Source organism: Exiguobacterium sibiricum 7-3, from assembly GCF_000620865.1.
Lineage (GTDB): Bacteria > Bacillota > Bacilli > Exiguobacteriales > Exiguobacteriaceae > Exiguobacterium_A > Exiguobacterium_A sibiricum_A.
This window is the reverse complement of the sequence record NZ_KK211190.1, coordinates 317,957-331,692: the sequence shown is the minus strand read 5'-3', so window position 1 is coordinate 331,692 and position 13,736 is coordinate 317,957. Positions and strand designations below refer to the sequence as shown.

Annotated in this window: 16 protein-coding genes; 7 read left to right on the top strand and 9 right to left on the bottom strand. The window is 47.6% G+C overall.

The genetic code is table 11. The annotated features are described in order from the left end of the window. Positions 1-19: 19 nt before the first annotated feature. Both P402_RS0102745 and rho read right to left on the bottom strand, forming a co-directional pair. Positions 20-265: a type B 50S ribosomal protein L31 gene (locus P402_RS0102745; protein WP_012371588.1), complete on the bottom strand. Its 246-nt coding sequence runs from the start codon at positions 263-265 to the stop codon at positions 20-22. Between the two features lie 97 nt (positions 266-362). Then, complete coding sequence (gene rho, locus P402_RS0102740) at positions 363-1,727, bottom strand: transcription termination factor Rho (protein WP_026827311.1); 1,365 nt, start codon at positions 1,725-1,727, stop codon at positions 363-365. 374 nt (positions 1,728-2,101) lie between these two features. Between rho and P402_RS16810 the strand changes: the two genes are divergently transcribed. After that, positions 2,102-2,785, top strand: coding sequence for a C40 family peptidase (locus P402_RS16810; protein WP_081776596.1), 684 nt, complete (start codon positions 2,102-2,104; stop codon positions 2,783-2,785). A gap of 72 nt (positions 2,786-2,857) precedes the next feature. After that, on the top strand, positions 2,858-3,637 hold the full coding sequence (locus tag P402_RS0102735; RefSeq protein WP_026827310.1) for an SDR family NAD(P)-dependent oxidoreductase: 780 nt from the start codon (positions 2,858-2,860) through the stop codon (positions 3,635-3,637). A gap of 605 nt (positions 3,638-4,242) precedes the next feature. Here P402_RS0102735 and glpX read toward each other — a convergent pair. The 5 genes from glpX to P402_RS0102710 all read right to left on the bottom strand — a co-directional run bounded on the left by glpX (position 4,243) and on the right by P402_RS0102710 (position 8,689). Beyond that, positions 4,243-5,208 carry a class II fructose-bisphosphatase gene (glpX, locus tag P402_RS0102730; RefSeq protein WP_026827309.1) on the bottom strand — a complete coding sequence of 322 codons (966 nt, stop codon included), beginning with the start codon at positions 5,206-5,208 and terminating at the stop codon, positions 4,243-4,245. A 31-nt stretch (positions 5,209-5,239) separates the two neighbouring features. Beyond that, positions 5,240-6,487, bottom strand: a complete 1,248-nt coding sequence (murA, locus tag P402_RS0102725; RefSeq protein WP_026827308.1) for a UDP-N-acetylglucosamine 1-carboxyvinyltransferase — start codon at positions 6,485-6,487, stop codon at positions 5,240-5,242. 27 nt (positions 6,488-6,514) lie between these two features. Next, entirely contained in the window at positions 6,515-7,162 is a 648-nt protein-coding gene (gene fsa / locus P402_RS0102720) for a fructose-6-phosphate aldolase (RefSeq protein ID WP_012371594.1), read from the bottom strand. Positions 7,163-7,327: 165 nt separating this feature from the next. Further along, on the bottom strand, positions 7,328-8,182 hold the full coding sequence (gene fba, locus P402_RS0102715) for a class II fructose-1,6-bisphosphate aldolase (protein WP_026827307.1): 855 nt from the start codon (positions 8,180-8,182) through the stop codon (positions 7,328-7,330). Positions 8,183-8,314: 132 nt separating this feature from the next. Next, positions 8,315-8,689 carry a response regulator gene (locus P402_RS0102710; protein ID WP_026827306.1) on the bottom strand — a complete coding sequence of 125 codons (375 nt, stop codon included), beginning with the start codon at positions 8,687-8,689 and terminating at the stop codon, positions 8,315-8,317. Positions 8,690-8,782: 93 nt separating this feature from the next. Between P402_RS0102710 and P402_RS0102705 the strand changes: the two genes are divergently transcribed. Beyond that, positions 8,783-9,292 carry a DUF2529 family protein gene (locus tag P402_RS0102705; RefSeq protein ID WP_026827305.1) on the top strand — a complete coding sequence of 170 codons (510 nt, stop codon included), beginning with the start codon at positions 8,783-8,785 and terminating at the stop codon, positions 9,290-9,292. Between the two features lie 80 nt (positions 9,293-9,372). Here P402_RS0102705 and P402_RS0102700 read toward each other — a convergent pair whose 3' ends face one another. Both P402_RS0102700 and rpoE read right to left on the bottom strand, forming a co-directional pair. Continuing rightward, entirely contained in the window at positions 9,373-10,968 is a 1,596-nt protein-coding gene (locus P402_RS0102700; protein ID WP_026827304.1) for a CTP synthase, read from the bottom strand. Positions 10,969-11,221: 253 nt separating this feature from the next. Beyond that, complete coding sequence (rpoE, locus tag P402_RS0102695) at positions 11,222-11,758, bottom strand: DNA-directed RNA polymerase subunit delta (protein WP_234944546.1); 537 nt, start codon at positions 11,756-11,758, stop codon at positions 11,222-11,224. 158 nt (positions 11,759-11,916) lie between these two features. Here rpoE and P402_RS0102690 point away from each other — a divergent pair, with 158 nt between their 5' ends. The 4 genes from P402_RS0102690 (at position 11,917) to P402_RS0102675 (ending at position 13,711) form a co-directional block, all read left to right on the top strand. Further along, a complete protein-coding gene (locus P402_RS0102690) occupies positions 11,917-12,366 on the top strand; it encodes a GNAT family N-acetyltransferase (RefSeq protein WP_026827303.1) in 450 nt (149 codons plus the stop codon). Between the two features lie 36 nt (positions 12,367-12,402). Continuing rightward, entirely contained in the window at positions 12,403-12,720 is a 318-nt protein-coding gene (locus P402_RS0102685) for an ArsR/SmtB family transcription factor (RefSeq protein ID WP_026827302.1), read from the top strand. Between the two features lie 70 nt (positions 12,721-12,790). Then, on the top strand, positions 12,791-13,219 hold the full coding sequence (locus tag P402_RS0102680; RefSeq protein WP_026827301.1) for a DMT family transporter: 429 nt from the start codon (positions 12,791-12,793) through the stop codon (positions 13,217-13,219). A gap of 12 nt (positions 13,220-13,231) precedes the next feature. Next, positions 13,232-13,711 carry a DMT family transporter gene (locus P402_RS0102675; protein WP_026827300.1) on the top strand — a complete coding sequence of 160 codons (480 nt, stop codon included), beginning with the start codon at positions 13,232-13,234 and terminating at the stop codon, positions 13,709-13,711. Positions 13,712-13,736: the final 25 nt, after the last annotated feature.

Here is a 13,736-nt window from a genome sequence, read left to right as displayed (position 1 = left end):
TTTAATACTGAAGTCGCAATTACTTGCGGCCGTATTTTTTGTTGAAGCGATCGACACGACCGTCTGCAGCGTTGAACTTTTGACGACCAGTGTAGAATGGGTGCGAGTCCGAAGACACATCCACACGGATGAGTGGGTACTCGTTTCCATCTTCCCAAGTGATTGTCTCGTTCGAAGAACGTGTAGAACCAGTCAAGAATTTGTACTCAGTAGTTGAGTCCATAAATACAACTTTGTTGTAGTTTGGGTGAATTCCTTGTTTCATGGTTGTTTTCTCTCCTTCCGCCCTGGTTCATTTGCTGAGCCAGAGTAAGTTACCTTCCTATACTAAACGATTTTTTCACGACCCGCAATACCTATTTTCAAGTCGTTGTGTCGGTTTTCGTCACACGCGGTTTAACAGGCGCGCGCCGGACGGGTTTCTTCTTTTCTTTATTCAGTTCAACAAAAAATTCTTCGTTATTTTTCGTGTCCCGAATCTTGCGTAAGAAGCTGTCGACAAACTCATTTGACTCGTTCATCGTCCGGCGGATCGTCCACAGGGCGTCGAGTTGATCTTTCGGTAACAACAACTCTTCTTTCCGTGTTCCTGATTTCCGGATGTCGATGGCCGGGAAGATCCGGCGCTCGGATAACTTGCGGTCCAGATGCAGTTCCATGTTGCCGGTTCCTTTAAACTCTTCATAGATGACATCATCCATCCGGGAACCGGTCTCGACGAGGGCTGTCGCGAGAATCGTCAGGCTGCCACCGTGTTCGATGTTCCGGGCGGCTCCGAAAAAGCGTTTTGGTTTATGGAAAGCGGCCGGATCGATCCCTCCGGACAACGTTCGTCCGCTTTGCGGAACCGTTAAGTTGTAAGCACGTGTCAAACGTGTAATCGAATCCATCAAGATAACGACATCTTTTTTATGTTCGACGAGACGCATCGCCCGCTCAAGGACAAGCTCCGAAATCCGGACGTGGTTGTCCGGTGTTTCGTCAAACGTCGAACTGACGACATCCGCTCCCGGAACAGACCGCTCGATGTCCGTCACTTCCTCCGGGCGCTCATCAATCAATAGAATGATCAATTCGACATCGGGGTGATTCACTTGAATCGAATTCGCGATTTCTTTTAATAGAGAAGTCTTACCGGCTTTAGGCGGTGCGACGATCAAACCGCGTTGGCCAAACCCGACCGGCGCAATCATATCCATCACCCGGACCGACAAATGACGCGGTTCTGTTTCAAGTCGCATCAGGCGATCCGGATAAATCGGCGTCAATGCCGGGAAGAACAGACGATTCCGTGCCGTGTCCGGCGCTTCTCCATTGACGGCTTCCACACTTAAAAGACCTTGGAACCGTTCATTCTCTTTTGGCGGTCGGACCTTTCCAGTCACGACGTCTCCGTTACGGAGATTAAAGCGGCGGATTTGTGAAGCGGCGATATAGATATCTTCAGAGGATTGCGAATAGTTGATAGGACGAAGGAAGCCGAAGCCGCCATCATTTTGCATCTGTGGGTTTCCGGGAATAACTTCGAGTACCCCCTCGAGGAAATAAAGACCGGTGGATTCTGCTTGCGCTTTAAGAATTTTGAACATCAATTCGCGCTTACGAGCCTCACGGTACTGTGGTACGTTTTTTGTTTTTGCGATTTCATATAAATCTTTTAATGTCAGGTTGCTTAATTGAGCAAGTGTATAGGAACGTTCTGGTTTGTCAGTTTTCTCAGTTGGCATGTGCATTCACCTATTCTTCGTATAAATTCAGGAGCAAAGGATTTCATCTTCATGGTGCAAATTCATGGTGCAAAGGATCTTGGTGTATATTCTTCGTGAATTAAAGGTATCACATTTCATCCATTTCGTCGTGATTTAAGAAATGGGAATTTCTTCTTTGTAATATTCGAGTATATTATTGCAGTTATGTTACAAAAACGTCATGTTTTGTAGCGGAACTGAAAAAACGTTTTCATGTATCCGCATGCTAAGATAATCGTGCAGAGAAAAACTTACACAGTTGTAAGGTGCACTGCTTAAACAAACACTTAATGAGATACATCATATAACTCGGTTTTCAAAACTACTTTAAAATGACATGGAGGATTTCACATATGAAACGTTTTCTAGCATCGGTCGCGACAGCAGCATTAGTGGTTTCAGGATTTGCATCAGTGGGAACAGATAAGGTTGAGGCAGCTTCTACAGTAACGAAAGTCAAGATCACAGATAGCGGATTACGTGTTCGTACGGCTCCTTCTACTAAAGCAAGCATCGTCGGTAAAGTAAACGCAGGCCAAACATTTACATACAAAGGTAAATCAGGCAGCTGGACTAAAATTTCGTACGGTGGCAAAACACGTTATGTATCTACACAGTATACGAAAACATACAAGTCTTCTACTTCAACGGCTAAAAAATCAACAACTTCATCTTCAACACGTACACGCCTTCTAAGCGAAGCAGCTAAACATAAAGGAACTCCTTATGTATGGGGCGGAACGACAACTCGTGGATTTGACTGCTCTGGTTTCACAAGCTACGTCTACAAAAAAGCAGCAGGCAAAACATTGCCACGTACGTCTTCTTCACAATATTCTTCTTCTAGAAAAGTAAGTGTCTCAAACGTTCAACCTGGAGATCTTGTTTTCTTCTCACACGGTAGCGGCATTCAACACGTCGGTATGGCGACAAGCAAATCAAGCATGGTCAACTCAGAAACGGGTGGCGTCAAGTACTCAAGCTTCAAATCAGGTTACTGGGGTTCACGCCTTGTCGGCGCGGGTTCATACCTATAATTTAACGAACCAAGCGGTTGAGCATCGGCTCGATCGCTTTTTTTCTACCCTATTATACAAGGAGGACATATCATGAACGTATTAATCACCGGGGCTTCTGCCGGAATCGGGCGTGAACTTGCCTATCTGCATGCTGATCAAGGACATCATCTGTTACTGGTCGGCCGAAATGTCGAACAACTTTTCGAAACGAAACACTTTGTCGAACAACGGGGCGGCTCTGCCGTCGTGCTTCCGTATGATATCGGGCAATCCCTTCAAATCAAAGCCCTGTTACGTGCGACAGAACACACTCCCGTTGATGTTTTGATCAATAACGCCGGTTTTGGTCTTTATGGTGAATTTATCGAAACGGATTTATCACGCGAATTGAACATGATTGACGTCAACATCCGGGCATTGACGCATTTAACGAAAGCTTTTGCCCGTCGGATGAAAATGCAGGGCGGCGGACGAATCATTCAGATTGCTTCGACCTCCTCTTTCCATGGCGGTCCTTTCATGAGCGTCTACTATGCGACAAAAGCTTACGTGCTTAGTTTTTCGGAAGCCTTGGCAGATGAGCTCGCACCTTACAACATTCAGGTGACAGCCGTTTGTCCGGGAGCGACGCATACTGATTTCGCCAAAACGGCCGATCTTGCAACGTCCGGGTTATTTAAACGACCAGGAATCATGGATGCCAAAACAACTGCTCAACTTTCCTTCACGGGATACATGAAAGGAAAAACACTTGTCATCCCCGGTCGCAGCAATGCAGTGTATGTCTTTATGACACGCTTCTTCTCGCGACGCAAACTCGTTCAGATGACACACCAATTGCAAGCTCCGATACGTGACGCTCTCGAATAAATCTTGTTCCTGTACTTGCTTTCCTCAGGCGAAACACGAGCCGCGGCTTCTTTGTCCTGAAACGGACAAGTATCCGGGTCTCGTTTGTTTCTGACGCGCGGTGAACCTGCGCTTTTCCTGTAGGAGTCGCGTACAGTCTACAAGATTTCATCCTACAATAAAGATGAATCCGGTTTGAGCCGAATTTATTGTGCTATCTTCCATCTCGTGCTCTTCAATATTCCTCTTCTTCGGGAATGAAGGGATTTTTTTCCATGAAGAATTCAATCGTAATCGACTTCTAAATCCAGTTCTTCTTTTTATTAATGCATAATGCATCGGACGAACTTCTTGCCAAGCGTCGAGAAGTACGAATTTTTTTATCTAGTCCCTGCTATAAGAAGAAGTGTTTTGTCCGCTCGAAATCGCTTCCTAAGGAAAAACAAGCAGGATCGACCCTGCAGTGAAGTGAAGCGAAGCGGCGCGATTCTTGTACCAGGAAAACGATTCGAAGCCAACAAAAAAAGCGATCTTTCTCATTTAAGAGAAAAATCGCTTTTTGTCTTACGTCTAAGACGGATCCGATTTGAGTCGGGTTCGTCTTTATTTGCATTATGAAAATAGACTTACTTAATAACGAGCTTTGGTTTTTTCTTGAACGAGTGAATCCCTTCGACAAAACGAACCGTTCCCGATTTCGCCCGCATGACGACAGAGTGTGTTTGACCGCCTTGCGCGCTAAATTGAACACCTTTCATCAACTCACTGTCCGTGACACCGGTTGCTGCAAAGATACAGTCATCGCCCGTGACAAGGTCATCCATCATGAGGATTTTCGACGGGTCTTCAATCCCCATCTTCTTGCATCGTGCGACTTCCGCTTCATCTGCCGGTAAGAGTCGGCCTTGAAGTTCCCCGCCGAGACATTTTAAAGCAACGGCTGCCAGAACACCTTCCGGCGCCCCGCCTGAACCGAGTAGAATATCGATCCCTGTATGCGGGAAAGCCGTATTGATGGCTGCTGCGACATCTCCGTCACCAATCAGACGAATCCGTGCCCCTGTTGCGCGAATCCGTTGAATGATTTCTTCATGACGTTCCCGGTCGAGAATCGAGACGACGACATCTTCGATTTCTTTATTCTTTGCTTTAGCGACGGCAGCGATGTTTTCTTCAATCGTCGCATCCAAGCTGACGTGTCCCGCTGCTTCCGGTCCGACAGCAATCTTATCCATGTACATATCCGGTGCATGTAATAAGTCTCCTGCATCCGCGACCGCAAGAACTGCGAGCGCACCCCATGTTCCTTTGGCGACGATGTTCGTGCCTTCAAGTGGGTCGACGGCGACGTCAAGACGTGGTCCGTATCCATTTCCGAGTTTCTCACCGATATAAAGCATCGGCGCCTCATCCATTTCTCCTTCGCCGATGACGACCGTTCCTTTCATCGGGATCGTATCAAACACATCACGCATGGCGCTTGTTGCTGCGTCATCTGCCTCGTTTTTCAAGCCCTTCCCCATCCAGCGTGCCGAAGCCAGTGCTGCTGCCTCCGTTACGCGTACGAGTTCCATTGATAAACTTCTCTCCATGTGTATAATCCCCTCTCCCTAACTGAAAACCTTAAACCGTTTCGCGCCAAACAAGAGCCCCGAGTCCTTTTAACTTCTCGACGAACTGTTCATAGCTTTGATCAAGTACTTCTGCATGGTGTAATGACGTCTCACCGGAAGCAAGCATTCCACTTAACACGAGTGCTGCTGCACCACGTGGATCATGGGCTTCAATTTCCGTGCCACGCAACGCTTCACCGCCACGGATGATGATCGAAGCGTCTTCGTGGGTAATTCGTCCATTCAACCGCCGCATTTCCTGGACGTGCCGGAAACGTTGAGGATATAACTTATCGACGACGACACTCGCGCCTTTCGGTTTCAACAGGACAGCCGAGATGATTGGTTGAAGATCGCTCGGAAATCCACCGTAATGAAAGACCCGAACGTCAATCGGTTTCGCCATATCGATGGATGCCGTGACCGAATCATCTCCCTGCTCGATGTTGGCCCCGAATCGTTCCAGCTTTTGAATGATGCTTTCAAGATGTAACGGAATGACATTATCGACCGTCACACGGCCGAGGACTGCTCCCATTGCCAGGAACGTACCTGCTTCCATTCGATCGGGAATCAAGGTGTGGTGGCATCCTTGAAGCGTCTTGACGCCTTTGATTCGAATTTCATCGGTCCCTGCACCTTTGACACTCGCACCCATGTTCGTCAACATCGTACTGACGTCGATGACTTCCGGATCACACGCTGCATTTTCAATGACCGTCGTTCCTTCCGCCATGACGGCGACCAGTAAAGCACTGATTGTCGCACCGAATGAAGGAAGGTCCAAATAAATCCGGTTTCCCTTCAACTCTTCGACATGCATGTAGTAAACCCCTTGTTCATTTCGCATCTCGACACCAAGTCGTTCTAATGCCTTGATGTGTAAATCAATCGGCCGAGGACCGATGGCATAACCACCGGGCAGACCGACGACCCCCTGTTTGAATCGTGCCGCGAGGACACTCATCAGGTAAATCGATCCACGTAACTTCCGTGTATCTGCTCCTGTGAGCGGCATCGGTTCGACATGACTCGGGTCAATCGTCACCATATCGCCTTGACGTGTTACGACAGCTCCAAGCATCTCAATGATTTGGATCATCGTCGCAACGTCGCCAATGTCCGGTACCCCCTCAAGAATGACCTGTTGATCGGTCAGCAATGCTGCCGCGAGACACGGAATCGCACTCTGTTTCGATCCACTGATCATGACGGTTCCTTCAAGACGCTGTTGTCCTACGATATGCAAAATGTCCACATTCCATCAACCTTTCTCTACAATCTTTTATTGCTGCGCTTTTTCCCAGTCCGCGAGGAAACGTTCGATTCCTTGCGTCGTTAACGGGTGTTGCGTCAGTGACTCAATGACATTGAGCGGAATCGTCGCGATGTCAGCCCCAGCGAGTGCCGCATTCGTGACGTGCACCGGATTACGGACAGAAGCCGCGATGATTTGTGTCGGAATATCATGAATGACGAAGATTTGAGCAATCGTTTCGACCAGTCCCATCCCATCTTGACCGATATCATCCAGACGACCGAGGAACGGTGATACGTATGTCGCACCTGCACGCGCTGCGAGCAGGGCTTGGTTCGGATTAAAGATCAATGTGACGTTCGTCGTGATGTTTTCTTTCGAAAGTGCTGCAACGGCTTCGAGTCCTGCCGGTGTCATCGGAACCTTTACAGTAATGTTCGGTGCAATCTGAGCAAGTTCCTTCCCTTCCCGGATCATTCCTTCTGCATCGAGGGCAATGACTTCGGCACTGACGGAGACGTCTCCGACGATCTCACAGATTTCACGCAGGCGTGTATGGAAATCGACGCCTTCTTTTGCGACGAGTGACGGGTTTGTGGTGACCCCATCCAAAATCCCCATTTTATGTGCTTTTTTAATATCCTCTACGTTTGCTGTGTCGATAAAAAATCTCATCTCTCTCTTTCCCCTTTCATCCCTTAAAAATTTCCCTTGAAATCGCTTACTCTTCCATTATAAATTTTTTCACGGAGAAGTCCTAACGTTTTCCAAAACAATCTGGTGATTTAGATGAAAAAAAGCACGATAGACGAGTGTCTACCGTGCTTTAGGCATGAAAAATTAAGCTTTGTTGCTTGAACCGAACTCACGCATCTTACCGATGACTGTTTGTTTGATTGCTTCGCGACCTGGTGCGATGAATACGCGTGGGTCATATGCTTCTGGTTTCTCAGCCAAGACTTCACGAACCACTTTCGCGAACGAAATTTGGTTTTCCGTGTTGACGTTGATTTTCGAAGTACCAAGCGAAATCGCTTTTTCGATATCGTGTGTCGGGATTCCTGTTCCACCGTGAAGAACGAGTGGAAGGTCTGTTGCGTTACGGATTTCTTCCATTTCAGCGAAACCAAGGTTTGGTTCACCTTTGTATGGTCCGTGAACAGAACCGAGTGCAGGAGCGAGCGTGTCGATTCCAGTTTCTTTGACGATACGAACGCAGTCGTCAAGTTTCGCGTACATGACATCACCGATGACGTCGTCTTCTTGTCCGCCAACTGTACCAACTTCCGCTTCAACTGAAACACCTTTCGAGTGTGCATACTCAACAACAGCTTTTGTTGTTTCGATGTTCGTGTCGATCGGGCTGTGTGAATCGTCGATCATTACAGATGTAAATCCAGCGTCGATCGCTTCTTTACATTTTTCAACGCTCGAACCGTGGTCGAGGTGGATTGCAACAGGAACTGTTACTTTCATGTCGTGAACGAGACCTTCTACCATTTTAACAACTGTGTAGAAACCGCCCATGTGACGTGCTGCACCTTCAGATACTCCAAGAATAACCGGTGACTGCTCTTCTTGAGCCGCACCGAGTACTGCTTGAGTCCACTCGAGGTTGTTGATGTTGAATTGACCTACTGCGTACTTACCTTCGAGAGCTTTGTTTAACATGTCTGTCATAGATACTAATGGCATAATGACATCCTCCTCTGTTTTGATCGCTACTTACACGTAAACGTGCATTTTCAGACTGATTATAACACACTGATTCACCGGAACGTACAGCATTTCACTCCGAATTTAGGATTGTGACGACGACGTGAAGGATTAACCGCTTACATCGTTCGAAATTTGCACAGTCACTTCTTTTTTTAATTCAAAGATGTCAAACGGCTTTCCGAAGAAGGCGACGACACCGAGTCGTTTCGCTTCTTCCATCGCTTCCGTTTCGTCTAAAGCGGTCATCAGAATCGTCCGAATCCGTCGTCCGACCTCATCCTGATGACGCAATACTTCAAGACCGGTTCGACCCGGCATATTGACATCCATCAATAATAAGTCGTATTCCGTCTCTTTCAGCCGTTCGATCGTCTCAAGACCATCGACAGCGACGTCGGTCGTATACCCCTGTGCCCGAAATAATTGTGCCAGTAAATTCCGAATCCCCGGTTCATCTTCCGCGATGAGTAATCTTCCTTTCATCTCCCACACTCCTCCTCTAGTTATTTCCATTCTACATGAAAGCAAAACTTGCTATATACTATCCATGAGAGAAATTTAGAAAGGATGTTAGAAATGCTGAAAATTTTAGCGACACAATTCAACGGAAAACTACAAACGCTTACAAAACAGGAAGACGAACTGTTTGATGTCGTCCGCCTGCTCGCTCAGGCACTCGTCGGTCAAGGAAAAGTCTATCTCGATGCCTACGGCGAGTTTGAAGGGCTTTATCCGATGCTGTCCGACGGTCCGGACCAGATGAAGCGTGTCACGAAAATTAAGGATCATAAAACCCTTCATGCGGTCGACCGTGTGTTGATTTTCACACCGGATACGGAGCGCTCCGATCTGCTGGCGTCACTTGCCCGCTATGATGCGTGGCATACGCCCTATTCGATCATCACGCTCGGCGACATGACCGACACACTGGAACGGTCAATCGCACCGCTTGCCTTGAAATTCGATAAAGGTCTGCTTCCGGCTGAGGACGGTTCCCGTCACGGTTTGCCGAGTCTCGCGTTGGGTGCCTTCCTGTTGACGCACATTTTGACGCAATTACAAGAGATGACGGAAGAGTGGGAATGACGCTTTTCTTCTATAATAATAAACAGAACACCCCTGTCTCCAATTTGGAAACAGGGGTGTTTAGCCGTTCGCTAAATTTCTTACTCACCAAGCGATGCTTGGATGAAGTCATGGAACAGAGCTTGCGGACGCTCTGGACGCGAAATTAATTCCGGGTGGAACTGACACGCGACGAACCATTTGTGTTCCGGAATCTCGATAATTTCAACGAGACGGCCATCCGGGCTTGTACCGGAGAAGATCATGCCGTTTGCTTCGAACTGTTCACGGAATTCGTTGCCGAACTCATAACGGTGACGGTGACGTTCGTATACGAGTTCACTCGAGTACGCCGCACGTGCTTTTGAACCGTCTTCAAGCTTACATGGATAAAGACCGAGACGAAGTGTTCCGCCGAGATCCTCGATATCTTTTTGTTCCGGAAGCAAATCGATGATCGGATACGGTGTCGCCGGATCGATTTCTGCCGAGTGAGCACCTTCTAAGTTCAAGACGTTGCGCGCAAACTCAACTGTCGCCAGTTGCATACCGAGACAAATTCCGAAGAACGGTACATTGTTTTCACGGGCGAAACGGGTTGCTTCGATTTTCCCTTCGATTCCACGCTCTCCAAATCCGCCCGGGACAAGGATTCCGTTTGCTGAACCGAGTAATTCCTGAACGTTTTCACGTGTGACGTCTTCTGCATTGATCCAGTCGATTTCGATGTCGCTGTTGAAGGCGAAACCGGCATGTTTCAAGGCTTCTGCAACCGAGATGTACGCATCACGGAGTTCGACGTACTTCCCGACAAGAGCGATTTTCGTTTTCTTCTCGAGGTGTGTCACGGTGTGAACAAGTTGTTTCCATGCTGTCATATCAGCAGCCGGCGTATCAAACTTGAAGTAGTCACAGACGAGTTGGTCCATGCCTTGACGTTGTAAGTTAAGCGGCACTTCGTAAAGCGTCGATGCATCCTTCGCTTCGATGACCGCTTCCGGACGTGTGTCACAGAAGAGGGCAATTTTATCTTTCATTTCTTGCGGTACATCATGTTCTGCACGAAGCACGATGATGTCCGGCTGAATTCCGTAGCTGCGGAGTTCTTTGACACTGTGTTGTGTCGGTTTCGTCTTCAGCTCGCCTGCAGCTGCAAGATACGGAACAAGCGTACAGTGAACGTACATGACGTTCTCTTTTCCGATATCGTTTTTCACCTGACGAATGGCTTCGATGAACGGAAGCGATTCGATATCCCCTACTGTTCCACCAATCTCTGTGATGACGACGTCAGCGCCTGTTTCTTTTCCGGCACGGAAAACACGGTCTTTGATTTCATTCGTGATGTGCGGAATGACCTGAACCGTTCCACCGTTGTAGTCGCCACGGCGTTCTTTTTTAAGGACCGTCGAGTAGATGCGGCCTGACGTGACGTTCGCATTCTGACTGAGGTTAATGTCGATGAAACGTTCGTAGTGACCAAGGTCAAGATCGGTTTCAGCGCCGTCATCCGTGACGAAAACTTCCCCGTGCTGGTACGGGCTCATCGTTCCCGGGTCGATGTTGATGTACGGGTCGAATTTTTGGATTGTGACGTTGAGGCCACGGTTTTTCAAGAGACGAGCGAGTGATGCCGCCGTGATCCCTTTACCAAGCGAAGATACTACCCCACCGGTTACGAAAATATACTTTGTCATGATTAAATTGCTCCCTTCTCGAGTCCAGAAATCTGTCAGAGGTCGTTAAAAAATAAAAAAGCAAAAGTGCCCCCATTCACAGGAGACACTTTTGCTGAAATTAAGCACGTTGCTTAAAGAAGCCCATGACTAACTTACGTCATTCCGAAAACTTCGTCAAGCAGATTTTTAAAGAAAAAAATCACACGTCCTTGTGTCAGCCGTCAACGAAAAAACTACCATTTTCATGTTCAAAAATGGCAGGTTGCGGTTGTTAAACTTCTTCGTCATCTTCCTCGAAATCTTCGAGGTCTTCTTCATCCAAATCGTCTTCGAGGTCATCAATGACCGCAACTTTTTTGAATGTGTCTTCTTCGCTGTCGTCTGCTGCATCATAATCAGCAGTTTTCGCGAATGTATCGAGATCATCTTCGATCGTCTCGAACTCATCTTCTTCCGCGTCATAGTTGAACTCTTCTTCGAACTCATCGAGTTCACCACGTTGACGGGCTTCAATGACCAAATCCTCATCCGATTTATCGAATGGGTACCAAGCACGAAGCGACCAACGGTTAGCTCCGACGTTAACGAAGTTCCCATCGATGTTCATGTCCGTATAAAGTTGGGCAAGTTTCTCGAACTTATCCTCTTCATTTTTAAACGTATGATATTTTTCGATTTCTTTTGTGATGTCATCGAAAGTAATAGGCTGTTCGCCCGCTTCTTGCAGCATTTCATTGACGAAGTTAATCAGTGAAAGATCGGTAATTTCTTCTTTACTTAAACGGCTGAGGCTCATTGTGACGGCCACTTCCTTTCATTTGCGTTCAATCCATTACTTCTCATTATACGCAAAAGGGCTTTTAAAAATCCAGTCCCTCGTAAAAAAAGATTCTCCGAAAAGGAAAATCGGGTTTTTGACAGGGTCGAAAAAGGAATAATCCAAAAGAAAAGAAGGAGGAATCACGGATGGATGTGACAATTGAACGGGTGAACGATTTTGATGGATACAACTGGCTTCCGTTACTCGCTAAAAGTTCCCAAGAAGGATTTCAACTTATCGAGCGGATGTTACGAAACCGCCGGGAGGAATCGTTTCAAGAAAACGGGGAAGCGATGTTCGTCGTCCTGTCGACGACCAATCAAGTCCTCGCCTGCGGTGGATATATGAAACAAGTCGGTCAATCCGGAACGGGTCGGATCCGCCACGTCTATGTATTGCCGGAAGCCCGATCGCACGGAATCGGGACTGCCTTACTGGAAAAAATTATGTCTGAAGCATTTTTGACGTATGACCGGTTAGTCCTCTACAGCGAACAGGCCGATCCATTTTATCAAGGGCTCGGATTTCAACTCGTTTCCGGTGAAAAAATCACGCATACGATCGATAAAACATCCTTCGCCAACTCAAACCGATGAATTGACATATCGAGAAGTATCGATTAGATTGATGGCATGACACATCAAGTAGATCTTTTCAAAGCGTTGTCGAACGAAGTCCGTCTCGACATCTTACGCTGGCTCAAGGATCCAGAGACTCATTTCAACAAACCGGCCGCTCACTTGTCAACGAATCTCGCTGAAAAAGGAGGCGTCTGCGTCGGAGATATCCAGGAGAAGGCAAATTTGTCCCAATCCACCGTATCCCAGTACCTGGCGATGTTACAAAAAGTCGGATTGCTCGAATCCGAACGTCACGGCAAGTGGACGTATTACCGTCGAAATGAAGAGAAGATCAACGAGTTGGCAGAGTATCTAAAAGGAGAACTTTAATGGGTTTTCCTTTGTTCATATATCGACAATTCTCGATATATAGATTCGACAAAGAAAGAAGGAACGGATTGTGAAATTCATTTATTACCTGTTGGCTCTACTTGCCGGAATCGCGCTCAGTATTGAAGGCGCCATCTACGGAGAACTTGGCAACAGCATCGGGAAACTCGAAAGCAGCTTTTATAATTTCTTTGCCGGTACAATCATCATCGGTATCATCACCCTCTTTTTCGGAAAGGGTTCGCTCGGCTATACATTCAAGGCACCGAAATGGACGTTGCTCGGCGGATTGCTCGGGAGCATCTATTTGACGATCCTGATCATCAGCATCCCGCTTGTCGGTGTCGGACTCGCCATGATCAGTGTCATCATCGGTCAGATGATCGCCAGCATGATCATTGAACATAAAGGCTGGCTCGGAAGTCCCCGCGTCGCCATCAACAAAGACAAATTAATCGCATCCGGCCTGATGGTCATTGCGCTATTTTTGATTTTCTAAGGAGGAAACTTGATGAATATCGCATTACTCGGGATGACACTGCTCGGAGGGATTCTCCTCAGTGCCCAGTCTTCAATCAACGGTGCCTTCGGTCAAAAAGCCGGCGCACTCGAAAGTACGTTTTTAACTTTTTTCACAGGCATGCTCCTGCTCGCCCTCGCCGTCCTCTTTTTCGGACAAGGAGATGTTCTGCTGATTCTTGATGCTCCCCGGTGGCAGCTCAGTGCCGTCTGGTTTGGTGTCAGTTATCTCTTCCTGACCATCCTCGCTGTCCCGAAAATCGGGGTCACGGCAGCAAGTATCGCAACCGTCATCGGACAGTTGTCGGCCGGAATGGTACTGGATCACTTCGGGACATTCGGTGGCGTCGAGGTGGCATTTGATCTTAAACGTTTTGCCGGTCTTCTGTTCATGTTAGCCGCCTTGTTCTTCATTTACCGCGGCAACAAACGGCGTGTCGAGGCACCTGCCTCCGACTCGATGGCTTCTTGAGACCATACAAAACCGGGAGTGTCTT